The 26,750-nt window shown below is 72.3% G+C and carries 24 protein-coding genes; 11 read left to right on the plus strand and 13 right to left on the minus strand.

What is annotated here, in order from left to right; translation table 11 throughout:
* Window position 1 precedes the first annotated feature (1 nt).
* Together DMB42_RS09970 and DMB42_RS09975 are read right to left on the minus strand one after the other, a co-directional pair.
* Window positions 2–253, minus strand: a complete 252-nt coding sequence (locus DMB42_RS09970) for a hypothetical protein (protein WP_125632962.1) — start codon at window positions 251–253, stop codon at window positions 2–4.
* A 65-nt stretch (window positions 254–318) separates the two neighbouring features.
* Window positions 319–681 (minus strand): hypothetical protein, encoded by a 363-nt coding sequence (locus tag DMB42_RS09975; RefSeq protein WP_125632964.1) that lies wholly within the window; start codon window positions 679–681, stop codon window positions 319–321.
* Window positions 682–794: 113 nt separating this feature from the next.
* On the opposite strand from DMB42_RS09975, the gene DMB42_RS09980 reads away from it, so the two are divergent.
* On the plus strand, window positions 795–1,274 hold the full coding sequence (locus DMB42_RS09980) for a proteasome activator (RefSeq protein ID WP_185844566.1): 480 nt from the start codon (window positions 795–797) through the stop codon (window positions 1,272–1,274).
* A 19-nt stretch (window positions 1,275–1,293) separates the two neighbouring features.
* Here the strand turns inward: DMB42_RS09980 and DMB42_RS09985 are convergent, their stop codons facing one another.
* Window positions 1,294–2,334 (minus strand): DUF6221 family protein, encoded by a 1,041-nt coding sequence (locus DMB42_RS09985; protein ID WP_125632968.1) that lies wholly within the window; start codon window positions 2,332–2,334, stop codon window positions 1,294–1,296.
* A gap of 143 nt (window positions 2,335–2,477) precedes the next feature.
* On the opposite strand from DMB42_RS09985, the gene DMB42_RS09990 reads away from it, so the two are divergent.
* The 4 genes from DMB42_RS09990 to DMB42_RS10005 all read left to right on the plus strand — a co-directional run bounded on the left by DMB42_RS09990 (window position 2,478) and on the right by DMB42_RS10005 (window position 7,365).
* Window positions 2,478–3,719 carry an SRPBCC family protein gene (locus DMB42_RS09990; protein ID WP_185844567.1) on the plus strand — a complete coding sequence of 414 codons (1,242 nt, stop codon included), beginning with the start codon at window positions 2,478–2,480 and terminating at the stop codon, window positions 3,717–3,719.
* 165 nt (window positions 3,720–3,884) lie between these two features.
* Complete coding sequence (locus tag DMB42_RS09995) at window positions 3,885–6,101, plus strand: transglycosylase domain-containing protein (RefSeq protein WP_125632972.1); 2,217 nt, start codon at window positions 3,885–3,887, stop codon at window positions 6,099–6,101.
* Window positions 6,102–6,294: 193 nt separating this feature from the next.
* The gene (locus DMB42_RS10000) at window positions 6,295–6,921 is read left to right on the plus strand and encodes a superoxide dismutase family protein (RefSeq protein ID WP_221762080.1); all 627 of its coding nucleotides are present in this window, start codon (window positions 6,295–6,297) and stop codon (window positions 6,919–6,921) included.
* Between the two features lie 111 nt (window positions 6,922–7,032).
* Window positions 7,033–7,365 (plus strand): putative quinol monooxygenase, encoded by a 333-nt coding sequence (locus DMB42_RS10005; protein WP_125632974.1) that lies wholly within the window; start codon window positions 7,033–7,035, stop codon window positions 7,363–7,365.
* 4 nt (window positions 7,366–7,369) lie between these two features.
* Here DMB42_RS10005 and DMB42_RS10010 read toward each other — a convergent pair whose 3' ends face one another.
* Genes DMB42_RS10010 through DMB42_RS10020 form a run of 3 tightly spaced genes read right to left on the minus strand, consistent with a single transcriptional unit; the run spans window position 7,370 to window position 9,179 of the window.
* On the minus strand, window positions 7,370–7,582 hold the full coding sequence (locus DMB42_RS10010) for a DoxX family protein (RefSeq protein WP_125632976.1): 213 nt from the start codon (window positions 7,580–7,582) through the stop codon (window positions 7,370–7,372).
* A 37-nt stretch (window positions 7,583–7,619) separates the two neighbouring features.
* Complete coding sequence (locus DMB42_RS10015) at window positions 7,620–8,489, minus strand: NAD(P)H-binding protein (protein ID WP_125632978.1); 870 nt, start codon at window positions 8,487–8,489, stop codon at window positions 7,620–7,622.
* 57 nt (window positions 8,490–8,546) lie between these two features.
* The gene (locus DMB42_RS10020; protein ID WP_125632980.1) at window positions 8,547–9,179 is read right to left on the minus strand and encodes an LUD domain-containing protein; all 633 of its coding nucleotides are present in this window, start codon (window positions 9,177–9,179) and stop codon (window positions 8,547–8,549) included.
* A 155-nt stretch (window positions 9,180–9,334) separates the two neighbouring features.
* Between DMB42_RS10020 and sigJ the strand changes: the two genes are divergently transcribed.
* The 3 genes from sigJ (at window position 9,335) to DMB42_RS10035 (ending at window position 13,266) form a co-directional block, all read left to right on the plus strand.
* Window positions 9,335–10,234 (plus strand): RNA polymerase sigma factor SigJ, encoded by a 900-nt coding sequence (sigJ, locus tag DMB42_RS10025; RefSeq protein WP_125632982.1) that lies wholly within the window; start codon window positions 9,335–9,337, stop codon window positions 10,232–10,234.
* Between the two features lie 91 nt (window positions 10,235–10,325).
* Window positions 10,326–11,105, plus strand: a complete 780-nt coding sequence (locus DMB42_RS10030; RefSeq protein WP_125632984.1) for a CPBP family intramembrane glutamic endopeptidase — start codon at window positions 10,326–10,328, stop codon at window positions 11,103–11,105.
* Window positions 11,106–11,298: 193 nt separating this feature from the next.
* Window positions 11,299–13,266, plus strand: coding sequence for a glycosyl hydrolase family 28-related protein (locus DMB42_RS10035; RefSeq protein WP_260477596.1), 1,968 nt, complete (start codon window positions 11,299–11,301; stop codon window positions 13,264–13,266).
* A gap of 69 nt (window positions 13,267–13,335) precedes the next feature.
* Here DMB42_RS10035 and DMB42_RS10040 read toward each other — a convergent pair whose 3' ends face one another.
* Genes DMB42_RS10040 through DMB42_RS10060 form a run of 5 tightly spaced genes read right to left on the minus strand, consistent with a single transcriptional unit; the run spans window position 13,336 to window position 18,001 of the window.
* Complete coding sequence (locus tag DMB42_RS10040) at window positions 13,336–13,863, minus strand: NADPH-dependent FMN reductase (protein WP_125632988.1); 528 nt, start codon at window positions 13,861–13,863, stop codon at window positions 13,336–13,338.
* Window positions 13,860–15,191, minus strand: a complete 1,332-nt coding sequence (locus DMB42_RS10045) for an LLM class flavin-dependent oxidoreductase (protein ID WP_260477597.1) — start codon at window positions 15,189–15,191, stop codon at window positions 13,860–13,862. The genes DMB42_RS10040 and DMB42_RS10045 overlap by 4 nt, the downstream gene beginning before the upstream one ends.
* The gene (locus DMB42_RS10050) at window positions 15,188–16,156 is read right to left on the minus strand and encodes an ABC transporter permease (protein ID WP_125632990.1); all 969 of its coding nucleotides are present in this window, start codon (window positions 16,154–16,156) and stop codon (window positions 15,188–15,190) included. The genes DMB42_RS10045 and DMB42_RS10050 overlap by 4 nt, the downstream gene beginning before the upstream one ends.
* Window positions 16,149–16,985, minus strand: coding sequence for an ABC transporter ATP-binding protein (locus DMB42_RS10055; RefSeq protein ID WP_125632992.1), 837 nt, complete (start codon window positions 16,983–16,985; stop codon window positions 16,149–16,151). The genes DMB42_RS10050 and DMB42_RS10055 overlap by 8 nt, the downstream gene beginning before the upstream one ends.
* Complete coding sequence (locus DMB42_RS10060; RefSeq protein WP_125632994.1) at window positions 16,982–18,001, minus strand: ABC transporter substrate-binding protein; 1,020 nt, start codon at window positions 17,999–18,001, stop codon at window positions 16,982–16,984. The genes DMB42_RS10055 and DMB42_RS10060 overlap by 4 nt, the downstream gene beginning before the upstream one ends.
* 366 nt (window positions 18,002–18,367) lie before the next feature.
* Here DMB42_RS10060 and DMB42_RS10065 point away from each other — a divergent pair, with 366 nt between their 5' ends.
* Window positions 18,368–19,603, plus strand: a complete 1,236-nt coding sequence (locus DMB42_RS10065; RefSeq protein ID WP_260477598.1) for an FxsB family cyclophane-forming radical SAM/SPASM peptide maturase — start codon at window positions 18,368–18,370, stop codon at window positions 19,601–19,603.
* Between the two features lie 16 nt (window positions 19,604–19,619).
* Here the strand turns inward: DMB42_RS10065 and fxsT are convergent, their stop codons facing one another.
* Entirely contained in the window at window positions 19,620–22,187 is a 2,568-nt protein-coding gene (fxsT, locus tag DMB42_RS10070; RefSeq protein WP_125632998.1) for an FxSxx-COOH system tetratricopeptide repeat protein, read from the minus strand.
* A gap of 303 nt (window positions 22,188–22,490) precedes the next feature.
* Between fxsT and DMB42_RS10075 the strand changes: the two genes are divergently transcribed.
* Both DMB42_RS10075 and DMB42_RS10080 read left to right on the plus strand, forming a co-directional pair.
* Window positions 22,491–22,688, plus strand: a complete 198-nt coding sequence (locus DMB42_RS10075) for a hypothetical protein (protein ID WP_125633000.1) — start codon at window positions 22,491–22,493, stop codon at window positions 22,686–22,688.
* A gap of 212 nt (window positions 22,689–22,900) precedes the next feature.
* Window positions 22,901–24,877, plus strand: a complete 1,977-nt coding sequence (locus DMB42_RS10080) for a tetratricopeptide repeat protein (protein WP_125633002.1) — start codon at window positions 22,901–22,903, stop codon at window positions 24,875–24,877.
* Window positions 24,878–25,288: 411 nt separating this feature from the next.
* Here DMB42_RS10080 and DMB42_RS10085 read toward each other — a convergent pair whose 3' ends face one another.
* Window positions 25,289–26,704 carry an MFS transporter gene (locus tag DMB42_RS10085; protein ID WP_185844568.1) on the minus strand — a complete coding sequence of 472 codons (1,416 nt, stop codon included), beginning with the start codon at window positions 26,702–26,704 and terminating at the stop codon, window positions 25,289–25,291.
* Between the last annotated feature and the right edge of the window lie 46 nt (window positions 26,705–26,750).

Genomic DNA, 26,750 nt, shown 5'->3' on the forward strand with positions numbered 1-26,750 from the left:
CTCAGGCGCCCAGGTCGCGCACCACGTTGTCGAGCCGTACGGCCAGGTCGTCGAGGGCCTGCTCGCTCAGTGCGCCGCCGTCGGGCAGCTGGGCGACGACGTCCTCGCGGCTGGCGATCACGAGTCCCCTGTGGGCGTCGTCGATCTCCCCGGCCCGCAGCACGACGCAGTCGCCCCGGACGAACACGAGCGTCGCGTCGGCGTGCTCCGACTCCAGCAACTGGCGCACACAATCACGGTCGATGAGAGACATCACAGCTCCTCTTCCCCTCATCGGGCGTGTACCCACAGGAACGAGGTGAAACCCGGCGCGACGCGCTACCCGAACGTCGGCGGGCCGCCGTCCTCGCGCGAGCGCCGCCTGGCGAACACCACCAGGTAGACGGCGGCGGCCACCGCGAGGGCCGCGGGCGGCAGCGCCAGCAACGCCCGTCCGGCCAGCAGCGCGAGCACCGCCAGCACGATCCCGGCGAGCAGCGCCAGCGCGGCGGCCAGCAGGCGCAGGCCGAGCGCGTTCGAGGGCGGCGGCGAGGCCGGCCAGTGTCCCTCGCCGCCGCCGTGCACGTCGGGCACGCCGGTGTCGCTCACCACGCCGGAGCGGCTGATCTCGTCCGGAGGCGGCGGCTCGCGCAGCACGGGCGCGAAGAACTCGTCCTCGGGATCGTCGTTCTCCCGGTTCATGAGGAGGACCCCTACCCAGGATTCCGGCCGCTCCACGAGTGAACGGCGAGGCACCGGGAAGGGCTGTTCCTGGCGGCACGAGCCGTCTACCTGCATGAATGAGGACTGTAGACATGACGACGACGCCGCATCCGGCTTCGGGGGACGATCAGCGGGAGCACGACCTGCGCGATGCCGTGAGGACCGACATCGAACGCGTCGAGGAGCCCGCACGACTGCTCCGCGTGAGCGCGATGGCCCGCAGCCTGCTGGAGGAGGCCAAGGGGGTGCACCTGGAAGAGCGTGCCAGGGAGCGCATGCACCGCATCTACGAGCAGGCGATCAAGGAGGTCGCCGACTCGGTCGCGCCCGAGCTGCGCGACGAGCTCGAACGCCTGCGGCCCACGCCCAACGGCGGGACGCCGACCGAGATGGAGATCCGGGTCATGCAGGGTCAGCTCGTGGGCTGGCTGGAGGGCGTGTTCCAGGGCATCCAGGCCGGGCTCCAGCTCCAGCAGGCCGCCGCCCGCCAGCAGCAGCTCGGCCTGCACACCGGCCGCGCCCTGGCCCGCCCAGACGGCCTCCGCCCCCAGGGCGAGGGCAACTACCTCTGACGGCGACCATCTCTGACGGTCAGCGGGCCGGGCTCCATTCGGGGCGCCAGCCGAGGCGCAGCCGGTAGCCGTAGGCGAGGTGGCGCAGGGTCTGGCACGGGGAGCCGGCCCCCTCGCCGCACTGCGGGCAGGGGGCGCCGGCCCCGGCGTCGCGCGCGGCGGACAGGGCCGGGGTGTGCTCGTTCAGCAGCGCCAGCTCGGCGCCGCAGCGGGCGATCACGTCGGCCGGGTCGTGCAGGGCGATGTGGATCGCCTCGACCGGGTGCAGCAGGTCGTCGTCGTGGAAGCCGACGCGGGTGACCGTCCGCCGGCCGCCGAACTCCAGCCGCCGCGCGCCGCCGGTGCCCTGGCGTACCGGGCCGGGGGCGGCGCCGGAGGTCGTGAGGTAGCGCCAGGGCCCGGCGCCCGCAGCCTCCGCGGTGGCCTTGTCGGCCTCGATCTGCGTGCGCAGCCACTGCACCATCGTCGCGCCGTCGGTCTCCGGTACGCCCTCGACGCCGTCCAGCTCGCGCAGGAACGGGGTGACCGCCGCGTTCAGCTCGGCCACGAACGCCTCCAGCGAGGCCTGGGCGTCGTCCAGGTTGGGCAGCCCCTCGGCGCGCGGCCGGGTGGGTGTCGGCAGGCGGTCGCCGGACAGCGGGATGCGCAGCTCAAGCGTGCTCAGCACGGTCGGGCTGCCCTCCGGCCCGGCCGCGTACGGCTGCTCGCCCACGTGCCGCCAGCTCGACCAGCCGTCCGGCAGCGGTACGGGCGGCGGCGCGGCCAGCTCGACCACGGCCAGCGGGTCGCGGCCGTCCTCGGCGCGGTGGCAGGTGGCGTCCAGGACGCGGGGATGGGTGCGTACGTAGGGGGAGTCGGCGACCGGCCCGGTGGCGACCTCCCAGGCGGCCAGCGCGAAGTGCAGGGGGTCCAGCGTGACGCCGCTCGCGCCCGGCTCCCCGCCCGTGGCCGCGAACGCGTGCCGCCACCTGCGCAGTTGCTCGCCGTAGTGCTCCTGCGTCCCGGCGTGCCCGGCGTCGATCCAGAACGCCTGCTTCGCGGCGCGAACAGTGCTTTTCATCCCCGAACTCCCTTAATTACCCCGATTGTGGCCATCTGCCCGATATCGGGGGCGGTCACGCCTCCTGACGGACGCCCGTTAGCGGCGCGACCTGCGGGGTAGCCCACGGCCAGCGGGAAGTGCGAGCGAGGGGGATTATGGTCATGCGCACGACTGCTTTTCGGGGGATCACCCCCATCAACGGAGAACTGCGGCAACCGGCTCCACGCCGTTTCCAGCTCGTCCGGGCCGAGCGGCGAAGGCGGTCGCACCCGGTCGTCGCGGCGGTGGCCGGCGCCTGCGCCGGGGCCGTGGTGACGTACCTGCTGGATCCGGACCGGGGACGCACGCGCCGCGCCCGCGTACGCGACAAGGGGTCGCACGCGACGCACGAGGTGCGCGACGGCCTGACCGTCTTCGGCCGCGACCTGTCCAACCGGGGCCGCGGGTCGGCCGCGGCGGCCAGGTACCGCCTGACCGGCGGCTCGGCCGACGACCGCGTCCTGCACGAGCGCGTCCGCGCCGAGCTGGGCCGCCACATCAGCCACCCGCACGCGGTGGAGGTGGACGTGCACGAGCGCGTCGTGACGCTCACCGGCGACGTGCTGGCCGGCGAGGACGAGCGCGCCCGCCAGAAGGTGCGCCGCATCCCGGGCGTCAGGCACGTGGAGACCAACTGGCACGTGCACCAGGACGGATCCGCCGTGCCCCGGCTGCAGGGCCAGGGGCGGCGGCGCAGGGCGGTGCCCGAGCTGATGCAGCAGCGCTGGTCGCCCACGACCCGGCTGCTCGCGGGCGGGGCCGCGGCCTCGATCTGGGCGATGACCAAGGGGCTGCCGAGGCCGCTGTCCTGGCTGACCCGGTGCGCGGCGTCCGCGCTGGCCGTCCGCGCGGCGACGAACCTGCCGCTGCGCCGCCTCACCGGCGTCAACGCCGGCCGCGAGGCGATCCACGTCAACGCCGCCGTCTCGATCGCCGCGCCGCTGGAGGCCGTGTGGCCGATGGTGAGCGACTACTCGCTGTTCCCGCGCTTCATGCCGGACGTGGAGGAGGTGCGGCTGTCGGCCGACGAACTGCGTTCCCACTGGGTGATCAGGGGCCCGGCCGGGACGCGGATCCGGTTCACCGCCACCGAGACCAAGCGGGAGGAGGGCGCGGAGATCGCGTGGAAGTCCACGGAGGGCGAGCTCATCGCCCACACCGGCGTGCTGCGCGTGGACGCCCAGTCCGACGGCAGGACGCGCGTCCAGGTCCATCTGTGCTACAACCCCATTGCCGGGGCTGCCGGGCACGCCATCGCCGGCCTGCTCGGCGCGCATCCCGCGCGCAAGCTGCGCCAGGACCTGATGCGGCTGAAGGAGCACATCGAGAACCAGGTGCGGCCGGTCGCGCCGACCCTGCTCTGACCGCCGGGCGGCGCCGCCACGCGCGACCTGCTCGCGCGTGGCCCGCACGCTGGGGCGATATCCGATCCGATATCACAGACGGGTCGATATCGGTCTTGGACGTCGCCTTTCGTCGTGTGCTGTCATGTCCGGGCTTGTCCACACTTCCGCCCGGAGGTCCCCCGCATGCCCAACCGCTTGTCGAACATCGCCCGGCTGACGGTCGCCGCGGTGTCGGCCGGACTGCTGGCCGCGGCGATCACGCTGCCCGCCGTCGGCGGCACCGGCACACTGGTCGTCTCCGCCACCGAGGAGCTGAACCTCAAGCCGATGGTGCTGGAGGAGCCGCCACTCTCGCAGACCTCCACCGTGTACGACGCCGAGGGCAACGTGATCGCCCGGTTCTACGACCAGAACCGCGAGGTCGTCCGGCTGGACCAGATCGCCGGCGTGATGCGGACGGCGATCGTCGCGATCGAGGACGACCGGTTCTACGAGCACGGCCCGATCGACGTGGAGGGCACGCTGCGCGCCCTGGTCACGAATTTCACCTCCAACCGGCTCAGCCAGGGCGGTTCGAGCATCACCCAGCAGTACGTCAAGCAGGTGCTGCTCAACGCGGCCGACAGCGAACAGGACAAGAACCGGGCCCTGGAGGCCAGCTACGCCCGCAAGCTCAAGGAACTGCGGTACGCGATGGGCGTCGAGCAGAAGTACGGCAAGGACGAGATCCTGCGCCGCTACCTCAACATCGCCTACTTCGGGGCGGGGGCCAACGGCGTGCAGGCGGCGGCCAAGCGCTTCTTCGGCGTCCCGGCGGCCAAGCTCGACCTGGCCCAGGCCGCCACGCTGGCGGGCGCCGTGCAGGATCCGAACACGACCGACCCGAACCGCGGGAAGAAGGCGCGCGCGCTGCTGCTCACCCGGCGCAACGTGGTGCTCGACCGGATGGCGCAGCTGGGCCGGATCACACCGCAGCAGGCGGCCGCGGCCAAGGCGAAGAAGCTGGGCTTCCGTAATGTCCGGCAGCCCAACGGCTGCGGCGACAGCTCCTATCCGTACTTCTGCGAGTACGTCCGGCACGAGCTGCTCGGCGACCCGGCCTTCGGCCGTACGCAGCGGGCCAGGGAACGGGCCTTCGCCCAGGGCGGCCTGAAGATCTACACCACGCTGGACCCGAAGGCCCAGGCCGCCGCCGAGCAGGCGATCAAGAAGCACGTGAACGCCACGGACAACGCCCTGGCCGCCGAGGCCCTGGTCCAGCCCGGCACCGGCGCGATCAGGGCCATGGCCGCCGCCGGCGCCTACGGCTCCTCCGCCAGGAAGAAGCAGATCTCCTTCAACGCGGCGGCCGACATGCGGCACGGCGGGCTGATCGGCTTCCAGGCGGGCTCGACGTTCAAGACGTTCACGCTGGTCACTGCGCTCAAGCAGGGCATGAAGGTGGACGACGGCATCAATGTGGGCAACGGTTACAACGCCCCCTCCACCGCCTCCTTCAAGAACTGCCGCAAGGAGAACATCGGCGACCCGTCCTGGACGGTCACCAACGACGAGGGCTCGCCCGGCTTCAAGACGCTGCGCACCGGCACGTGGGGCTCGGTGAACACCTTCTTCATGGCCCTTCAGGAGCGGGTGGGGTTGTGCCCGACGGTGGAGACGGCCAAGTCGCTGGGCATCGTCCGGGCCGACGGGAACAAGTTGCAGGAGTTCGAGACGTTCACGCTCGGCATCAACGAGACCGACCCGGTGACCGTGGCCAACGCGTACGCCGCCATCGCCGCGCGGGGCAAGTACTGCGAGCCGACGGCGATCACCAAGATCACCGACGCCGCCACCGGCCGGACGACCTCGTACCGGCCGTCGTGCCGCCAGGCGCTGGACCCGGCGGTCGCCGACGCGACCGCGCACGTCCTGCAAGGGGTGTTCACCAAGGGCACGATGCGCTCGGTCGGCGGCATCGGACGCCCGGCGGCGGGCAAGACCGGCACCACCGACAAGTACGCCTCCGCCTGGTTCGCCGGGTTCACCCCGGATCTGGCGGGGGCCGTCAGCATCGGCGACCCGCGCGGGTCGCAGCGGCACAGGCTGGTCGGCACCACGATCGGCGGCCGGTACTTCCCCTACGTCGCCGGGGCCTCGCTGCCGGGGCCGATCTGGAAGGACACCATGACGGCCGCGCTGAAGGGCGTGCCCGCCAGGGCGTTCACGCCGCTCGACACCGGCCGGTTCGGCGGTTGCGACGCCGACTGCGCCCCCGACCGCCCCACGCAGGACCCGGACCGCATCCTCCCCGACCCCGACCAGGCCTTTGCCGACCCCGACCAGGCGTTCCCCGGCCAGGACGAGGACCTGGACCTGGACGACGCCGGGGAGCCGGGCGGGGCGGGGGGAATGAGGTGACCCCCGCTCCGACACCGCGCGGCCTCCCGGCCGGTTTCCACGACTCCTGGATCCCCGACCGGATCCCCGACTGGATCCCCGGCGCGGTCCCATAACCCCGACCGGGGGATCAAGAGCTATACGACAGGCGGCGTACCCGGCCCATACCCTCGATGAGTCCGCACATCTCCGCCTCATCGAGGGACGGTTCGCCATGCCCAAGGCACGGACGTTCGACCGGATGCGCCCGGCGCTCAGCCGGACACACCTGGCACTCTGCCTCGCGCTCGCCGCCGGGGTCGCCACCATCGGCGCGGGCGCGGTCGCCGACGCCACCGCGTCGCGGCAGGGCGACCCGCGCCCGGTGGTCATCCGGGACACCCGCGGCGTCGCCGTCGGGCGGCTCAGCATCCTGCGCGAGGGGTTCGGTACGGCGCGCGTCTCGGTCTCGGTCAAGGGCCTGACGCCCGGCTTCCACGGCTTCCACATCCACACGACGGGCGTCTGCGACCCCAAGGCCGTCGATCCCGCGACCGGCCAGGTCTCCCCCTTCTTCACCGCCGGAGGCCACTTCGACCTGGCCGGCGGCACCCACGCCGGGCACGCGGGCGACCTGCCGCCGCTGCTGGTCGGCAAGGACGGGTCGGGCGCGGTGTCGGTCGTCACCGACCGGTTCGGGCTGCGCGAGCTGACCGACGCCGACGGCAGCGCGGTCGTCGTGCACGCGCTCCCCGACAACCTGGCCAACATCCCCACCCGCTACGCCCCCTCCGGCCCGGACGAGGCCACGCTCAGGACGGGCGACGCGGGCGGCCGTACCGCCTGCGGCGTGATCAAGTGACGGAACGGCGGGGCCCCGGGACGGCGCGACGCGCGTGAGGGCCGCCACGGCCGGGCGGCGGGGTGCGGCTAGTCTCGTGCCGTAACGCCGCCGACCGTGGGAGTCACCGTCATGATCTTCATCACCGCGAAGTTCCGTGTCCTGTCCGAGTACGCCGACCGCTGGCCGGAGCTCTCCGCCGACTTCACCGAGGCCACCCGCGCCGAGCCGGGCTGCCTGTGGTTCGACTGGTCGCGCAGCCTCGACGACCCGGCCGAGTACGTCCTGGTCGAGGCGTTCCGCGACGGCGACGCCGGGGCCGCGCACGTGAACTCGGCGCACTTCAAGCAGGCCCAGCAGGTGTTGCCCGGCTACCTGGCCGAGACGCCGCGGATCGTGAACGCGACCGTCCCGCAGGACGACTGGTCGCTGCTCGGCGAGCTGGCCGTCCCCGAGCGGGACTGACCGTTCACACCCGTACCACCAGCGCGGGGTCCAGCGCCGGCGTGAGGACCGCCGTCGCGAGGAACACGATCGCCAGGAAGAACTGCGGCGACCGGTCGCCCACGCGCAGGCGGGTGTAGAGGGCGCAGACGAAGTACAGGACGAGCCCGGCCGCGGCGGCGGCCTTGAGCGTGCCGATCGGCCAGAGCAGCCAGGAGTGCGGCGCATGAGGCTCCAGCGGGTCTCGTACGGCGCCGGACGGCGGTCACGGGGGCTCAAGGGTGGGGGCGGAAGGCCGCGGCGTGGGCGGTGGCCCAGGCGGCGAAGGTGCGAGGTGGACGGCCGAGCACCATGGCCGCGTCCCCGGTGACCGGGTGCTGCGGGTGCTCGGCGTGGCGCGCGTACCTGGCCAGCAGGGCGCGGACGAACGGCTCGGGCAGGCCGCCCGCGACCATGTGCCGCCCGGCCGCCTCCGGCGGGATCTCCTCGAAGCGCAGCGGGCGGCCGATCGCCTCGCCGATCACGGCCACCATCCGGGCGTGGGTCAGCGACTCGGGCCCGGTCAGTTCGAGCCGGCGCCCGGCCTGCCCGCCGAGCAGCGCCCTGGCCGCGATCTCGACCAGGTCCCGCTCGTCGATCGGCACCTCCTGAAAGCCTGCGTACATGTACCGGACGACGTCGCCGGCGCGGATCTGCGGGGCCCACGCCTGGAGGGCGTTCCCGGCGAAGGAGGCGGCACGCAGGCTGGTCCACTCCAGGCCGCTGGCCATGGCGGCGGCCTCGGCCTCCGCGTTCCGGTCGCCGCGGAAGCGGGAGGGCTGCTCGTCGAGGGGGTCGTCGGCGTTCATCGCGGACAGGGCGACCACCCGGCGCGCCCCGCGCTCGGCGGCGCGGGCGAGCAGGGCGGGCGCGGCGTCGCCGATGGCGCGCGGGTGCAGGAACACGGCGGTGACGCCGTCCAGGTGCTCGGCCAGGGTCTCGGGACGGGCCGGGTCGCCCTCGACGGCCTCGGCCCCGGCGGGCAGGCGCACCCCGGCCGCGGACCGGGTGACGGCACGTACCTTGGCCCCTTGGGCGGTGAGCAGCTCGACCAGCGGGCGTCCGAGGGCGCCGGTGGCGCCGGTGATGAGGATGTTGTCGTTCATGCCCCCTGAGAGAGCCGCGGGGCGCGAAGTGTGACATCCGGACCGGCAGGCGGGCGTTCAGAACCCGATGGCCTCGCGGAGCAGCAGCACGGTGCCGCGTCCGGGCTGGTATTCCGCGTTGAGGACGAGCAGCCGGTTGACGGCGCTGGGCCAGCCGTGGACCTCCTGCGTACGGGCGTTCTCCAGCGGCAGGCAGTGGTCCTCGACGCGACGCAGCGCGGTGCTCAGGTCGGGCACCACCTTCTGCGCCCCGACGATCCAGATCGCGCGCGCGGCGCCGCCCGCGTAGCCGGGGAGCTGGCTTCCGCTGCCCGAGGCGACCACGAGGGAACCGGTCTCGGTGACCGCGTGGACGCTACCCACGACGACGTCGGGGCTGGCCCGCAGCCGCCGGATCTCCTCCGCCCGGGTGGCGCGGTCCATGGCCAGGGTGCGCGGTTTGACGGCGTCGTACCGGCCGCCGGTGTTGATGTCGGCGTCGATGCCGGACAGGCGGAGGGTCTCGCTGGCCCCGGTGAACACGCTGGCGCCGTCGGGGATGAGCTCCTGGACGCGGACACGCGCGGCGGCTGCGTCGTCGAGGATCTCGACGGTGAAGCCGTGCGCGGTCAGCGCCGCCGCCGCCCGTTCCAGACGCTCGGCGGTCGCCGCGTCGGCGAACGTGGTCTCCGGAATCGAGGTGGTCGTCATGTCTGAGAGCTCCCTGTTCGCTGGATGATGTGCTGGTCTCAGCGGTTCGACAACGCGGCCCCGAGGAATGTCAGGCCGGTTACGCCGCCTCACATTCCGGCGTCCCGTCCTGTCGTACCGGTGAGGACAACCCGACAGAGGGAGCGACGGCCGCCATGACCACCCGATCCGACCCGAGCCTGGACGCGATCATGAGCGAGCGGCGTCACCTGACCAACCTCGCCTACCGGCTGCTGGGCTCGCTGGCCGAGGCCGAGGACGCCGTGCAGGAGACCTACACCCGCTGGTACGCCATGTCCCGGCAGGAGCAGGACGCCATCAGGTCCCCCGGCGCCTGGCTGACGACGGTCGCCAGCCGCGTCTGCCTCAACCTGCTCGGCTCGGCACGGGCCCGGCGCGAGACCTACGTGGGCGAATGGATCCCCGAGCCGCTGCCCGACGGCACCGCCGCCGACCCGGCCGACCGGGTCACCCTGGACGAGTCGGTCAACATGGCCTTCCTCGTCGTGCTGGAGTCGATGACCCCGGCCGAACGTGTCGCGTTCATCCTGCACGACGTCTTCTGCCACTCCTTCGCCGAGGTGGCCGAGATCGTCGGCCGCACCCCGGCGGCCTGCCGCCAGCTGGCCTCCTCGGCCCGCCGCCGCGTTCGGGCCGCGCGGCCGTCCCCGACCGCGACGGCCCGGCCGGTCGGCGGCGGCGGTGTCGTCGTCAGGGAGTTCAAGCAGGCGTGGGAGGCCAAGGACATCGGCGCGCTGATCGCGCTGCTCGATCCCGACGCCACGGCGGTCGCCGACGGCGGCGGTCGCGCCACCACGTTCCAGCACCCCATCGAGGGCGGGGAGCAGATCGCCCGCGCCTGGATGGAGATCGCCCGCCGCAGGCCCGACGACATGACGTTCCTGGAGCGTACGGTCAACGGCCAGCCCGGTCTGGTGGCGGAGCAGGGCGGCGCCGTCGTGACGGTGTTCGCGTTCGAGGTGGCGGGCGACCGGATCAAGCACATCTGGGTGATCCGCAACCCCGACAAACTCCGCCACTGGACGACGGCCTGAAGCACGGTCGGCAGCACAGCCGACCCCTCGGGACCCGCCGACAATGGGGCCTTTATCCGCATCGGAGCGGCGGGAGGCTACCCTGCGGCCCATGCACACCCAGTCACTCGCCCCCGCTCCGGCCCTCGGCCCCAGGCTCATCAGAGCCGAGATCCTCGTCGTGCTGTCGGTCTCGCTCGGCGCCAGCGCGGTGCTTTCGCTGGTCCGGCTGATCGGCGCGCTGACCGCGCCCCGGGAGCTGAAGGGGCAGCAGGCCGTGCTCGTCGGGTCGCTGGCCCCGGGGCGGCCGTGGCTGGACCTGACGTTGCAGCTCGTCGACATCGCGATCTCGGTGGCTCCGGTGGCGCTGGTGGCGTACCTGATGGTGCGGTCGGGCGAGTCGTTGCGGACGATCGGGGTGGACCTGCGCGAGCCGGGCCGCGACACGCTGCGCGGCGCGCTGCTCGCGGCCGCGATCGGCGGCTCGGGGCTGGCCTTCTACCTGGTGGTCCAGGCGATCGGCGTCAACCTGACGGTGGTGCCGGGGCAGTTGCCGGACGTGTGGTGGCGGGTGCCGGTGTTGCTGCTGGCCGCCGTGCAGAACGGGGTGCTGGAGGAGGTTCTGGTCGCCGGTTACCTGCTGCACCGGCTGGACCAAGCGGGCTGGGGGCCGTGGCGGGCGGTGGCGGTGTCGTCGGTGTTGCGGGGGTCGTACCACCTGTATCAGGGGTTCGGGGGGTTCGTCGGGAACGTGGTCATGGGCCTGGTCTTCGGGCGGCTGTACCAGCGATGGGGGCGGGCGATGCCGCTGGTGGTCGCGCACACGCTGATCGACGCGGTGGCCTTCGCCGGGTACGCCGCGCTGCACGGCAAGGTGAGCTGGCTCCCCTGACGCCGGCCCGCAAACCACGCAAGCCGTTTGCGTAGCTCACGCAAGAAGCCGATAGAGACGAGAAGCTCGACAACAACGTTACGAAACTCTTTCGCACGAGCCTTGTGTCCCGGGGTCGTGGGGTCCTACTGTCACCTCACCCCCCGAGAGAATCGAGCTTGCGATGTCACGCACGAGCACATTGAGGAGAGTCGTGGCGGTGCTCGCCGCGGCTCTCGGCCTCCCCCTCGCGCCGCTCGCCGCCCCCGCCCAGGCCGCCGCCGCGGGAGCGCGGCCGGTGGTGACGCGGGCCGCCCTCGATCCGGCGCTGGTGGCCGGCAGGGGCGCGCGCGTCGGCTTCGCCGAGCAGGAGGCCGAGAACGCCGCGACGGACGGCACGGTCATCGGCCCCGACCGCGCCGCGTACACGCTGCCCGCCGAGGCGTCCGGGCGGCGGGCCGTCAGGCTGACACCCGGGCAGCACGTCGAATTCACGCTCCCGGCCGCGGCCAACGCGATCACCGTGCGCTACAGCATCCCCGACGCGCCCTCGGGCGGCGGCATCACCGCGCCGCTCGACGTGGCCGTGAACGGCAGGCGCACCGCGACCATGACGCTGACCTCGCAGTACTCGTGGCTCTACAACCAGTACCCGTTCACCAACGACCCCGGTGCCGACCTGCTGCACCCCGACTGGTGGATCACCGAGTGCTCCTGCGTGCCCGCCGCGACCACCCCGGCCCCGGCGATCGCCAAGCCGTTCCGGCCCAGCCACTTCTACGACGAGCAGCGCCTGCCGCTCGGCCGGACGTACCGGGCGGGTGACCGGATCCGGCTCACGGCGAGTTCCGGCGCCGCCTGGACGGTCGTCGACCTGCTGGACTCCGAGCTCGTCGCCCCGCCGCGGATCGAGCCGCGCGCGGCGAACGTGCTGGCCTTCGGCGCCGACCCGACCGGCCGCCGGGAGTCCTCGGCCGCCTTCGACCGGGCCGTCGCCTTCGCCCGGCGCGCCCACCTGAAGGTGTACGTCCCGCCCGGCACGTACCAGGTGAACCGGCACATCGTCGTGGACGACGTGACGATCATCGGCGCGGGAAGCTGGTACACGATCATCAAGGGCCGCCAGGTCACGCTGGACACCCCGGCGCCCGACGGCTCGGTCCACACCGGCGTCGGCTTCTACGGCAAGGACGCGAAGGACGGCGGCAGCAGGAACGTGCACCTGTCCGGGTTCGCGATCGAGGGCGACGTACGCGAGCGGATCGACACCGACCAGGTCAACGGCATCGGCGGCGCGATGAGCGACTCCACGATCGAGGGCCTCTACATCCACCACACGAAGGTCGGCCTGTGGTTCGACGGCCCGATGAGCGGCGCCCGCGTCACCGGCAACGTGATCGCCGACCAGATCGCCGACGGGCTCAACTTCCACACCGGCGTCACCGGCTCGGTCGTGTCGCACACCTTCGTCCGCAACTCCGGCGACGACGGCCTGGCGATGTGGTCGGAGAGGACGGCGAACGCGCGCAACACGTTCGACCACAACACCGTGCAGACGCCGGTGCTGGCCAACGGCATCGCCCTCTACGGCGGCACCGACAACACGGTCTCGGCCAACCTGATCGCCGATCCCGTACGCGAGGGCAGCGCCCTCCAGGTCGGCTCCCGCTTCGGCGCCGAGCCGTTCGCGGGCCGCCTGGACATCACCGGCAACACCACCGTCCGGGCGGGCACGTACGAGCTGAACTGGAACATCGGCCTCGGCGCGATCTGGTTCTACGCCCTGGAGCACGACATCGACGCCGACGTCCGGGTGACCGGCGACCACTACCTGGACAACACCTACAACGCCGTCATGCTGGTCGCCGACTGGCCGGTCAAGGACCTGTACTCCATCAAGAACCTGCACTTCGAGGACATCAGAGTGGACGGCACCGGCACCTCGGTGCTCAGCGCCCGCGCCGCCGGCTCGGCCACCTTCGCGAACGTGGACGCGCGCAACGTGGGCGCGGTCCCGGTCAACAACTGCGGCACCTTCCACTTCACCCCGGCGGGCTCGGAGTTCTCCCTGGCCGACGGCGGCGGCAACGACGGCTGGCTGGCGTCCTGGCTCCTCCCCAACACGCTCACCTGCGACGACCGCCCGCCGGTCACCCCGCCTCCTGCTCCCTCTCCCTGGTGAGGCACCCGCGTCAGGCGGCGGGGGCGCTCCGGTCCGGCGACCGGCGTTGACCCCGCGCCCCCGCCCGCTCTACGCGGTGGCCGGCTGCCCGACGGCGAGCGCCGCGGCCACCTGCGGCGCGACCCGGTCGGCCCACCCGCTCAGGATCTCCCCCAGCCCGGGAAGCTGGGACTCCACTACGGCGAGCCCGGGCGTCGGCACGGTCGCGCCCAGCTCGACCAGCAGGGGCCGCAGGTGCACCTCGACCGCCAGCGTGTGCTTCGGGTCGCCCATGACCAGCAGCGGCAGCGCCACCACCCCGGCCAGCGCCTCCGGCCGCAGCCGGTCCACGAACGCCTTCAGCAGCCCGGTGTAGGTGCCCTTGTAGGTGGGACTGGCCACGACCAGCACCCTCGCCTCGGCGACCAGCTCCAGCGCCACCTCGACCCCGGGCGCGGGCCCCGGGGCGAGCAGGTGCGGCCCGAGCGCCGACAGGTCGACCACGTCGTTCGTGCCCGGGAGGCCGAGCCGCCGCGCGACGGCCTCGGCGGCCTCGACGGCCACGCTTCTCGTCCTGGAGCCCTCGCGGGGGTTGCCGACCAGCGTGACGACGCTCATCCGGCCACCGCCGCTTCCAGCCTGGCCGCGTAGCGGGAGGCGGGCCGGGTCAGGCCGTAGTTGTCGCGGAGGGTACGGCCCTCGTACTCGTACCGGAACAGGCCCCTGATCTGCAGCTCCGGCACGACGTGGTCGACGAAGTCGGACAACCCCGACGGGAGCAGCGGCGGCATGATGTTGAAGCCGTCGGCGGCCCCGGTGAAGAACCACTCCTGGAGCTGGTCGGCGATCTGCTCGGGCGTGCCGGCGACCACCCGGTGGCCGCGTCCGCCGGCCAGGCGGTTGAGCAGTTGCCGGACCGTCAGGCGCTCCCGCCTGGCCAGGTCGATGACGAGCTTGCGCCGGCTCTGCGCGCCCTCGGTCTCCGTGGGCACGTCGGGCAGCGGCCGGTCGAGGTCGTCCTCGCTCAGCTCGATGCCGGTCATGTGGGAGAGCTGGGCCAGGCCGTACGCGGGGATGATCAGGTCTTCGAGCTCCTTCTCCAAATGCAGCGCCTCCCGTTCGGTCGAGCCGATGATCGGCGAGATGCCGGGCAGGACGAGCACGTCGCCGGGCTGCCTGCCGTGGGCGGCCAGCCGCCGCTTGATGTCGGTGTAGAACTCCTGGCCCTCCTCCAGCGTCTGCTGGGCGGTGAAGACGGCCTCGGCGTGCCGGGCGGCGAACTCCTTGCCGTCCTCCGACGACCCGGCCTGGACCAGCAGCGGACGGCCCTGCGGCGAGCGCGAGGTGTTCAGCGGGCCCCTGACGGCGAAGTGGCGGCCCGCGTGCTCGATCGGGTGGATCTTGCCGGTGTCGGCGTACAGGCCGCCCGCGCGGTCGCCCAGGATGGCGTCGTCCTCCCAGCTGTCCCAGAGCTTGCCGACGACGTCCAGGAACTCGTCGGCCCTGGCGTAGCGGGCGGCGTGCGCGGGGCGTTCGACGCCGAAGTTGAGCGCCTCGGCCTCGCTGGCGGAGGTGACGATGTTCCAGCCGGCCCGGCCGCCGCTGATGTGGTCGAGGGAGGCGAACTTGCGCGCCACGTGGAAGGGCTCGTTGTACGTCGTGGACACGGTCGCGATCAGGCCGATGTGGTCGGTCACCGAGGCGAGGGCGGCCAGCAGCGTGAGCGGTTCGAGGCCGCCGAGCGCGTTGTGCCGGACGTTGCCCTGGAGGGCCACGCCGTCGGCCAGGAAGAGCGAGTCGAGCTTGCCGCGCTCGGCGATCCTGGCCAGCTCCTGGTAGTGGCGGACGTCGGTCAGGCGGCTCGGCTCGGTGCGCGGATGCCGCCAGGCCGCCTCGTGATGGCCGACGCCCATGAGGAAGGCGTTCAGGTGGAGCTTTCTCGTCACGTGGTCCTCCAGGTGGAGAAGCGGCGCTCGACGCCGATCAGGAGCAGGTTGAACAGCAGGCCGACCACGGAGATCGTGATGATGCCGGCGTACATGTCGGGGATGCGGAAGCTGGACTGGGCGTCGAGGATGAGGTAGCCGAGCCCGGCCTTGGCGCCGACCATCTCGGCGAACAGCAGGACCAGGATCGAGTACGCGCCGGCCAGGCGTACGCCGGTGAAGATGGTGGGCACTGCGGCCGGGAGGATCACCTTCTGGAACAGGCGTACCGGGCCGAGGCCCATCGACCGGGCCGACTTGATCAGCAGGGGCTCGACGGTCTTCACGCCGCTGATCGTGTTGAGCAGGATGGGCCAGGAGCAGGCGTACAGGACGAACGTCACCTTCGTCGTCTCGCCGATGCCGAGGATGAGCGTGAAGACCGGCAGCAGCGCGACCGCGGAGGTGTTGCGGAAGACCTCCAGCAGCGGGGTGAGGAAGTCGGCGACCGGCTTGTACCAGCCGATCAGCAGCCCGAGCGGGATGGCCAGCACGATCGCCAGCCCGAACCCGGACAGCGAGCGCACCAGCGACGCCTCCAGGTGCTCGGGGAGCTGGCCGGCGAGCAGCAGGTCCAGGCCCGCGGCGAGGCTCTCGGAGAGCGGGGGCACGAACACGGGGTCCACCACGCCGAGGCGGGGCAGTGCCTCCCAGGCGGCCAGGACGATCAGCATGGCGGCCGAGTTCCGGACCACCCGCCGGGCCGCGTCCCCCACCCGCCGCCGCGCCACGCCGTCCGCCCGCCGCCCGGTCGCGCCGGGGCTCCGGCCCTCCCCCACTGCGGGGGCGACGGGGTCGGCCTGGGCTACGGGGCGGGCCGGGGCGGCGGGCTCGCCGGAGCCGGGCTCGGCCTCGTCGTCGGGCAGGTCGTACCAGTGGACGTCGCCCTCGGGCCGCGTCCGCTCGTCGGCGCGCGCGTCAGTCATGCCGGATCGCCGCCTTCCGCTCCTGCACCTGTGCCGCGGCGACCTCGTCGCGCAGCAGCCCCCACACGTGGTGCCGGTACTCCCCGAAGCGCGGGTCGGCCCGCAGGTCGCCCTCGCGCGAGTCGAACTCCACCTCGGTGATCTCCTTGATCCGGCCGGGCCTGGAGGTCATGACGGCGACCCGCTGCCCCAGGTAGACGGCCTCGTCGATGCCGTGCGTGATGAAGATGACGGTCTTGCGGGTGTGCTGCCAGATGCGCAGCAGCTCCTCCTGGAGCGACTCGCGGGTCTGCGCGTCGAGCGCCGCGAACGGCTCGTCCATCAGCAGGACGTCGGGGTCGAAGGCCAGGCTGCGGGCGATGGCGACGCGCTGGCGCATGCCGCCCGACAACTCGTGCGGGTAGCGGTCCTCGAAGCCGGACAGGCCGACCAGCTCCAGGTGCCGCCGCGCCCGTTCCGTACGCTCGGCCTTGCCCACGCCCTTGGCCTCCAGCCCGAACGCCACGTTGGCCAGGGCGGTACGCCACGGGAACAGCGCGTACTGCTGGAAGACGACCCCCCGGTCGAGGCCGGGCCCGGTGACGGGCACGCCGTTGACCACGATCTCGCCCGACGTCGGCTCGGTCAGCCCGGCGACCAGGTCGAGGAGCGTGGACTTGCCGCACCCGCTGGGCCCGACCAGCGTGAGGAACTCCCCTTCCCGGACGTCGAGGTCGATCCCGGACAGAGCGGTGAACGGCTCGTCCGCGTCCCTGACCCGGAACTCCTTGCCGACGTTCCGGATGCCGATCTTGGTACGGACGCCGGTCTCGCTGATCGTGGCGGTCATGACCCGTTCCCGTTCGCGTAGGGGTTGAACTCGTTGGTGTAGACGTCGCTCGCCTTGACCTGGCCGGGGCGGATCTCGCCCTCGCGCTGGAGCCAGTCGATCCACCGCTGGAACTCCCGGCTGTCGATCACGCCGCCCTTGCCCGCGATGCCGGTGCTCTTCCAGAGCTTCACCGTGTCGGTGCTCTCGTTGCGCCCGCGCTTGGCGATGATCTGCTCGAACTTGGCGACGACCTCCGTACGCGGGTGGGTCTGGGCCCATTCGATGGCCTTGGCGAAGCCGGTGACGAAGGTCTTGACGGTGGCGGGGTTCGCGGCGATGAAGTCCTCGCGCAACACGACGGACCCGGCCGTGAACGGGCCGAACAACTCGACGTCGGTGAACAGGGGACGCAGCCCGCCGCGTTCGAGCGCCTTGTCCTTGAGCACGCCGCCGAGCGTGCCGACGTCGAGCTGTCCCTGGCGCAGGGCCTGCTCGGTGTTGACCGGCGGGATCACCACGAGCTGGACCTGCTCGATCTCGGCCGGGGTCAGCCCCTGGCGCTTGAGGTACTCCTTGATGACGGCCTCGTGGTGCGCGCCGAGGGTGTTGACGCCGATCTTCTTGCCGATGAGGTCGCGGGCGGTCCTGATGGGGCTGTCGTCCTTGACGTAGTAGCCGTTGAACGACTTCTCGTCCGAGCCGTAGTAGCCGATCACCGCCTTGATCGGCGCCTTGGCCGCCTTGAGCTTGATGACGGCGCCGTCGAAGGCGCCGCCGAAGTCGGTCTGGCCGGTGGCCGCGGACTGGATGTCCTGCGGCCCGGAGGTGGTGTTGCCCACCCACTTGAGCTTGAGATCGCCGAGGTAGCCGAGCTCCGCGGCCAGTTCGGGGAAGGTGACGTTGCCTGCGCTGCCCTGGTAGCGGAGCTCCTTCACCTCCGGTCCGCCGGGTTTCGCCGAGCCCTCGGCCGCGCCGCAGCCGACGGTCACGGTCGCGAGCAGCACGGCGAGGAGTGCATGTCTGATGTTGATCACGAGAAGTTCCTCTGGGGAGAACTGCGCAGGGGTCGGGGGCTGCCGGAGGTGCGTGATCAGCGACACTGCGCGCTGGCGACGTGGCCGAAGTCCACGTGCGGGCGCCGGGTCAGGTAGAGGCCCTGGCTCATGCGTACGAAGCTACGGAACCCGCGGAGCTAAGTCAACATTCCCTACTGGATTTACATGAAAAGCCACGTGCCCTTCCGGAAACGGGCCCCACCGCATCCCCGGTTTGGCGATCTTCGTTCGGGGGAATCCGGTCCGCGGACGAACGAACTCGGCCACCGAGCATCGTCGCAGCCCCGGGAGCTGATCAGCGTGGGCGAAGCCGAATGGCCCGCAGATCTCGATGTGGGAAGACTGTTGGAGTCAGGGTGGCGGCCCACTCCGTTCAGGCAGTTCATACTCAAGCTCCACAGCCGCTGCAACCTCGCGTGCGACTACTGCTACATGTACGAGATGGCCGACCAGAGCTGGCGCAGCCAGCCGCGCCGCATGTCCGGCCCGACGATCGACCGCGTGGCCGCCCGCATCGCCGAACACGCGCGGGCCAACGGCCTGGAGAGCGTCGAGGTCATCCTGCACGGCGGCGAACCCCTGCTGGCCGGCGTCGACCACATGCGCTACGCGCTGACCGCGCTGCGCACCGCGCTCGGCCCCGGCATCGAGCTGGTGACCCGTGTGCAGACGAACGGCGTCCTGCTCAACGAGGCGTTCCTGAGCCTGTTCGCCGACCTGGACGTCCACGTGGGCGTCAGCGTCGACGGCGACGAGGAGGGACACGACCGCCACCGCCGCCGCGCCTCCGGCCAGGGCAGCTACGAGCAGGTACGGGCCGGCATCGAACGCCTGACCGCGCCCGGCTACCGCCACCTGTTCGGCGGCCTGCTGTGCACCCTCGACCTGGCCAACGACCCCGTCACGACCTACGAGGCGCTGCTGCGGTTCCGTCCGCCGGTGCTGGACTTCCTGCTGCCGCACGGCAACTGGGAGACTCCCCCGCCCGGCTGGTCCCCCACCGGCTCCCCGTACGGCGACTGGCTCGTGGCCGTCTTCGACCGCTGGTACCGCGCGCCGGAGCGGGAGACCCAGATCCGGATGTTCAGCCAGATCATCCGGCTGGTGTGCGGCCGGCCGTCCAGGAGCGAGGGCATCGGGTTGTCCCCGGTCGCGGTCGTGGTCATCGAGACCGACGGCAGCATCGAACAGGTCGACACGCTCAAGTCCGCGTACGAGGGCGCCTCCGGAACGCTGCTGCACACCTTCCGCGACTCCTTCGACGCGGCGCTGCTCCTGCCCTCCATCGCGGCCCGGCAGATCGGCGCGCGGGCCCTCTCGGACGAGTGCGCCGCCTGCGAGCTAGCCAGGATCTGCGGCGGCGGGCTCTACCCCCACCGCTACCGTCCGGGCACCGGGTTCCGCAACCCGTCGATCTTCTGCCGCGACCTGTACCGGCTGATCAGCCACATCCGGCAGGCCGTGACCGACGACGTGGCCGGCCTGACCGGCCCGGCCGGCCCGGCGGACCTGACGGACCGGACCGGGGCCGCGCCGCCGCCGGCCCCGCGCACCCCCGAGCTGCTCGCGCCCGGCGGGTGAGCGGGGCCGGGCCCGGTCAGACCGGCGGCGGGTCGAAGTCGCAGTCGAGGTGGCGCCGCTCGGCGGCCACCCGCGTGTCCGGGTGCTCTGGGCCCAGCGTCTCCAGGTAGGAGAGCATGGTCGCGTCGAAGAGCGCCGCGCCCTCCGCCTGCTGCCCGGCGGCCTCCAGGTCGGCCGACAGGTTGGCGGCCGACGCCAGGGTCGTGGGGTGGCGGGCGCCCATCAGCGCGCTCAGCCGCTGGTGGACCTCCGCGCCGACCTCGCAGGCGTTCTTGAGGTCGCCGAGCACGGCCAGGTCGCTGGCGTAGTTGATGGCGATGAGCAGGAAGTAGTGGTGGTCGCGGCCCAGCCTGCGCTCGATGCCGTCGAGCGCCTTCCTGTTCAGCTCGCGGGCCGCCTGCGCGTCGCCGAGCACGCGGTGCAGCAGGGCCACGTTGCTGGCGCAGCCGTGGTTGTAGGGGTGGCCGGGGCCGTACATCCGCGGGTAGCGGTTCATGGTGTCGAAGGCCAGCTCGAAGGCGGCCTCCACGTTGCCGTTGGCGCGGTTGCAGTTGGCCAGGCAGGTGGCGGCGGCGAGGGTGCTCGGGTGGTCGACGCCGTACAGCCGTACGTAGCGTTCGTGCAGGTCGATGGCCTGGGCGAGGGCGTCCTCCGTCTCGCCGGACCGCAGCAGGGCGATCGCGAGGTCCTTCTGCGCCAGCAGGATCCTGGGGTGGTTGGCGTCGAAGAACTCGCGGCCGAAGATCAGCGCGTCGTCGCACACGTCGACCGCCTGGCGGTAGTCGCCGCACAGCCGCACGACCCTGCCGAGGCCGGTGCGCAGGTTGAGCTCGGTGCCGCGGGTGACCACGGTCGCGCCGCCCTGGGCCACGCGCAGCGCCTCCAGCAGCAGTTCCCTGGCGCGGACGTACTCGGAGGTCAGGCCGTAGTCGATGGCGAGGCTGTTGATCGCCCGCAGGGTGGTGACGTCCTCGGTGCCCAGCACCTTCCTGTGCAGGCGCAGCGACTCCTCGTCGTGCTCCTTGGCGTCGATGAAGCGGCCCTGCGCGCGCAGGTCGGAGCCGATGCCGTTGAGCAGGATGAGGGTGTCGCGGTGCTCCGCGCCGAGCGCGCGGCGCACAGTGACGAGGGTGGCCTGGTTGAGCTCGTACGCCTCGGCGTAGCGGCCCTGGTCGCGCAGCAGGTCTCCCTGCAGCCGCTGGGCCTGGAGCACGTGCCGGTCCTCCGGGCCGGAGTCCTGCGTCCAGCGGTCGAGGAACGACGTCACGTGGCTGCCGGTCGCGGCGTAGTTGCCGGAGGAGCTGAGGTAGGTCAGCATCTTGATCGAGAAGTCGCGGACCTCCTCCCTGCGGCTCTCCGCCACCCTGGCCGGCCTGACGTGGGCCAGCAGCGCGTCGTAGCGCGGCCAGTTGGTCGGGTCGTCGGCGGCCGGAGGCAGCGCGCCGACGAGCAGCGAGTGCACCTCCGACCGGATCTCCTCCTGGGTCTCCTGGTCGAGCTCCTCCCGCAGCAGGGCCTGGATCAGCCGGTGGACCTGGAGGGTGGCCGGCCGTCCCGGACCTCGCTGGCCGCCGGCCTGCCGGTTCGCCTCGACCTCGACCCGTACCAGGGCGTACTTGGCCAGCGTGCCGATGGCCCCGCTCAGCTTGATCGGGTCGGCGAGCAGGTCGGCGATCACGGGTCGCACCGTCCCCTTGACCGGGACGAGCACCGAGCGCGGGATGGGCTCGGGCCCGAAGAAGGCGCAGCAGCGCAGCAGCTCCATGGCCTCGGGCAGGTTCTCCTTGAGCTTGGCCACCGACAGCCCCCACGCGGCCGTCATGGAGACCGGGTACTCCGAGGGCTTGCCCTTGCTCAGCAGCTGGCTGGTGCGCTGCTGGAGCAACTTGAGGTATTCCTCCGGCGCCATGCCGGTCTCGCTCTGCAGCGCGGCCGCCTGCTCCAGCGCCAGCGGCAGGTCGCCGAGGGCTTCGGCCAGCTCGACGGCGATGGCGTCGCTGATGGCCTTGCGCATGCGCTTCTGGAAGAAGTCGACGCTCTCCTGACGTGGGAAGACGTCGACGGGGACGGTGTCGACGACGCTCTCCCAGCGGTGGTTGCGCGAGGTGATCAGCACGTGTCCCGGCCCGGGACGCACGATCTCCCTGATGTCGTCCGGCTCGTCGGCGTTGTCGAAGATCAGCAGCCACCGGCGGGTCGGGTCGCCGCGGCGCAACGCCTGGAGAACGGCGTTGGCCGCCTCGTCGATGCCCGTCGCGGTCGGGCCGGGCAGCCCGAGCTGCGGCGCGAGCTGGGCCAGCGTCGAGCGCACCAGGCCGGGCTGGTCGGACGGGATCCACCAGACGAGGTCGTACTCGTCGCGGAAGCGATAGGCGTACTCGATCGCGGCCTGCGTCTTGCCGACGCCGCCGTAGCCCTGGAGGGCGTGCGGCACGACCGCGGTGGGCTGCTGGAGGATGCTGTCCCGCAGCCTGGAGAGCAGCTCCTCGCGGCCGGTGAAGTTCTTGTTCCGGGGTGGAACCTTCCAGACATTGGGAAAGTCGCTCACTGCGCGCTGTGCGGCGGACGGCTCTGGAATCGTCACGTGCCCGCCCTTCTGTCCGTGCCTTCACGGTGTGTTCATGCCGGAATGGAGTGTCGTTTCCGCGAAAAGGGCAACATAAAAAACGACAGCTGTCATGGTAGCGGCCCGGCGAGCCGCGTACTACCCGACCATTAGCGACGTTCGCCATCGGCCCGTTCGGGACAGCAGTTATTCGCGCACCTATTGGCGGGCGGACGAAATTCGGCCAATCTTGGATCAGCCTGTTGAGCACTTCGCTCCGGACGGGCCGGTCATCCGGACGGGGAACGCTGCGGGCAGGCCAGAGCCGACGAGGGAGCGCCCATGGCACCGCAGGTCGTCACGCAACACACGGATCTTCTTGATTTGTCCGCACTCTCACCTGCACGTCTCGAGGGGCTGGGGAACTCCGTGATCGCACTGGAGTTGCTCGAACTGCTCGAATCGGGCCCGGGGGACGACGAGGTCTTCGCCGCGTTCGACAACTGCATGCCGGTGCCGCACCGGCCCGGAAATCCGTAATCACTCAACCGGTTCGCCGAAACCCGGCGGAGATCTTTCCCCGGGTTTCGGCGAAGCCGAAAACAGGACGCCGTCCCCGGTGATGCCATATCATGGGGAGCCATTGTGAATGGTACGGCGGTGACGGCATCGGCCGGCGCCGGTGCCCGCGCGATACGGTCCCGGACCAAAAAGGAATATGACGTCGTCCTCGGTGAGTGAGGTCTGGTCCCATGACTGCTTCCGGCCCCCGGCGTGGTCCCTTCGTCGGCGCCCGTCCCTTCGGCGAGCACGACGGGGCCCTGTTCTTCGGACGGGACGCGGAGACCGCCGAGCTGGCGGACATGTGGCGGCACAACCGGCTGACGATCCTGCACGGCGCGGCCGGGGCCGGTAAGACCTCGCTGCTGCGCGCGGCCGTGATCCCCCTGCTGACCCGCGAGCGCGAGCGTGTGCTGCCCGTGGGCCTGGCCCGTTCGACCCGCGTCTGGCTCGCCGCGGCGCTGCCCGAGCACAACCCGTACGTGATGGCGCTGCTCTCCTCGTGGTCGGGCGGCAGCTCCCTGGCCAGTTTCGCGGGGTTGTCCGTGGGCGACTTCCTGCGCAGGCTCCGGCGCGACGACCGCTACGCCGGACCGGGGCCCACGCTGGCCGCCGTCGACCAGGCCGAGACGTTCCTGCGCCTGCCCGACCCGCATGAGCACCTCAGGGAGAGCTTCTTCGACGAGCTGTTCGGCTCGTTGTCCCAGCGGCCCGACCTGCGCCTGCTGCTGTCGGTCCGCACCGACCAGCTCGACGAGCTGCGGCACGTGCTCAGACGCTACGCGGTCCGTGAGCCGCGGGAGCTGGCGCTGCCGCCGCTGACCCGGGAGCGCGCGGTCGAGGCGATGCGCCTGTCGGCCGAGTCCACGGGCGACGGCGCCGCCGCAGGCAAGGCCGGGGAACTGGTCGAGGAGATCCGTACGATCAGGGACGACGCCGGCCGGGCCAGGCCGCCCGCCGACGAGGTGGACCCCCTGCTCCTCCAGGCCGCCGGGGCCCGGCTGTGGGGCGATCCGCCCGACCCCGCCCGTTTCCTGCTCGCGGAGCTGGACACGGCGGTCGACCGGGCGCTGCGCGGATACTGCGCGGACGTCCTGGCCAGTGTCGCCGAGGACTACCTGTTACCCCCGGGCCGCCTCATGTCCTGGTTCCGGCGCGACGTCCTGCGCGAGTACGGCAGGCTGCCCGGTCCCGTCGCCGACGTGGGCGCCGCCGTGCTGAACGCCCTGGAGGAGCGCTGCCTGATCAGCTCGGCCAAGCGCAACGGCCTGCCCATGCACGTCCCCCGCCACCCCCGGATGCTGGCCCCGCTGCGGCAGCTCGACGCCGCCATGTGGCCGCAGTTCCCGCCCGATCCGGCGGCCCGGTTGCGTGCCGCGAAACGCGCCGGCGACGAGGGCGAGCCCGAGCGCGCCCGCAAGCTCGTGCGCGAGGCCGCCCAGACCTGCCCGCCGCAGGCGTTGCGGCTCCGGGCCGAGATCGACACGCTCTCCGGCAACATCGACTACGACCAGGGGCTGCTGGCGGAGAGCATCGAGCACTACCGCGCCGCGGCGCGGCTCTTCGAGGCCGTCGGCGACACCACGGCCGTCGGCTGGCTGATGACCGCGGTCGGGCGCGCCATCCTGGCCCAGGGCAGACCGGGCACGGCCGTCGAGCAGCTGCGCGCCGCGGTCGGCCGGGTGCCGGACGACCTCGTCGTGCAGACCGCGCTCGGCCAGGCCCTGTGGGAGGCCGGGCAGCCGGACGCCGCCCTCGCCGTGCTGAGCGACGTGCTCAACCGCGAGGCCGACACGCCCGAGGCCCGGCGCTCGCGCGGGGAGTTCCTGGCCGATCTGGGCGACGCCGAGTCGGCCCTGCGGGACATGGGGCAGTTGCGCGGCGGCAGACCGGCGCCCTCCACCAAGGCGGCCCGCGCGCTGGCGCTGGCCAGCCTGGCGCGTCCCGAGGCCGCCCACGGTTCCGGCGACGTGCTCGACGAGGCCGAGGAGGCGTTGAAGGAGGCCGAGGAGAGCGGGCCCGTGCTGCTTCGCGCGGCCCGCGTCCACAAGCTCACCGGCGACCTCACCAGGGCGACGGAGCTGGCCGACCGGGCCATGACGGCCCGCCGCCCGCCGCTCCCCGAGCACCAGCGGCGTACGGCCAGGAAGCTCCTGCGCGACTCGTGATGCCGGACACCGCCCTCGTGGCCCTCATCACAGGCGGATCGGCGGTGCTGGCCGCGCTGTCGGGCGCCGGGTGGGCCGTGGTGACCGAACGGGTGAAGGCGAAGCAGTCCGCCAGGGCCGCCGCCGAGCAGCGCCGCGCCGACCGGGAGGACGCGCGGGCCGAGACCCTGCGCACGGCGTTCGCCGACGCGCAGTCGGCGGTGCTGAGATTCGGGCTCACCGTGAGCATCTCGCTCGACATGCGCAGCGACCGGGACGCCCGCCTCGACGGCGAGGACCTGCCCGGCCAGTTCCGGCAGGCGCGGGTGGAGTACCTCGCGGCGGCCGTGGCGGTCGAGCGGTTGTGGCCGCTGTGCCCGGAGAACGCGCGCGAGCACATCGAACGGCTGAGCACGGCCGTCACCAGGGCGTTCAGCCACGCCCGCTCAGTATCAAGTCCGGTTGTTGCAGGGGAGGAGGTGGAGACGGCTCTGCGACGGGCTCTGCGGGCTCTGAGCGAGCAGGTGTTCCCACCGCCGCCCCCTTCCGTCCCCGACGGCGCGGCCGGCTGACGACCGCGCGCGCCAGGCGGCCGAGTTCGTGCCGGAGCGAGGTCACCATGAACGACAGGGCGACCGCCAGCAGGCCGACGACCACCGCCACGAGGCCGAGGGCGCCCGCAGTGCCGAACTCGGCGATGACGTAGCCCCCGGCCAGCGCCCCCAGAGGTACGGCGCCGCCGGAGAAGAAGCGGCCCGCGCCGGTGACCCTGCCCAGCAGCTCCTTCGGCACCACGTCGGCCTGGTAGACGGCCAGCGCGACGTTGATGTGCGCGCCGGTGAACCCGATGCCGCCCCAGGCCAGCGGGAGCACGACGGCGACGTACAGGAGGCTGCCGTGGTCGACCAGGGCCACGGCCGTCGTCAGCCCCACCCACATCCACACGCACAACACGATCACGACCTGCGTGGACACCCTGTTCTGCAGCCGCGGCGCGGTGAACGAGCCCAGGACGCCGCCGAACCCGGTGGCCGCGATGAGACAGCCGATGACCAGGCTCGGCAACCGCTGCTGGTGGGCGAGCAGCATGAGGACGAGCCCGAGCGTCTGGAAGAAGAAGTTGGCCAGCGCGCAGACGAGCAGCACCCGTACCAGGAACCGCTCCTTGCGCAGGAAGGCGAAACCGGCGCGCAGGTCGGCCGCCAGCCTCCGCGCCCGCAGCCGGTCCGCGTGGGGCGCGAGCCGGTCCTTGGCCATGCCCAGCAGCGCCAGCACCGACAGGAACGAGGTCAGCGCGTCGAGCGCGAAGGCCAGCGCCCGGTGCAGATCGAACAGCAGGCCGCCGAGCGGGCGGCCGAGCAGCGCCGCCGCGTGCACGCGCGCCTCGTTCTTCGCCATCGCGCCCGGCAGGTGCTCGCGTGGTACGAGCCGCGGCACCACCGTCGTCTCCGCGGTGGTGAAGAACACCAGGCAGACCCCCTGGGCCGCGGCGACCAGCGGCAGCACGACGTGCTCCGGCATGCTCGCGAACACGCCTACGGTCAGCAGCGTGGCGAGCAGGCCCCGGGCCAGCAGGCTGACGATCATGACATGCCGGCGGTCCATGTAGTCGACCAGCGCGCCCACGGGGAGGGCCAGCAGGATCCTGGGCAGTGTGCCGGCCGCCGTGACCCAGCCGGCGAACACCGGCGAACCGGTCAGCGACAGGGCCAGCAGGGGCGCGGCGAGCATGGCGTTCATCGAGCCGAGCTGGGTGGTGGCCGAGGCACTCCACAGGAGGTTGAAGTCACGCCGCCACGGGATGCGTCTCCCGCCGGCCGGGCCTTCGCCCGTGGTGCTGTCGGTCACCTCAATCGCTCCCAAGGCGTCCGGACACTGGGCGCCAGGCGCGCTC

The organism is Nonomuraea sp. WAC 01424 (genome assembly GCF_003947315.1).
Taxonomy (GTDB): domain Bacteria; phylum Actinomycetota; class Actinomycetes; order Streptosporangiales; family Streptosporangiaceae; genus Nonomuraea; species Nonomuraea spiralis.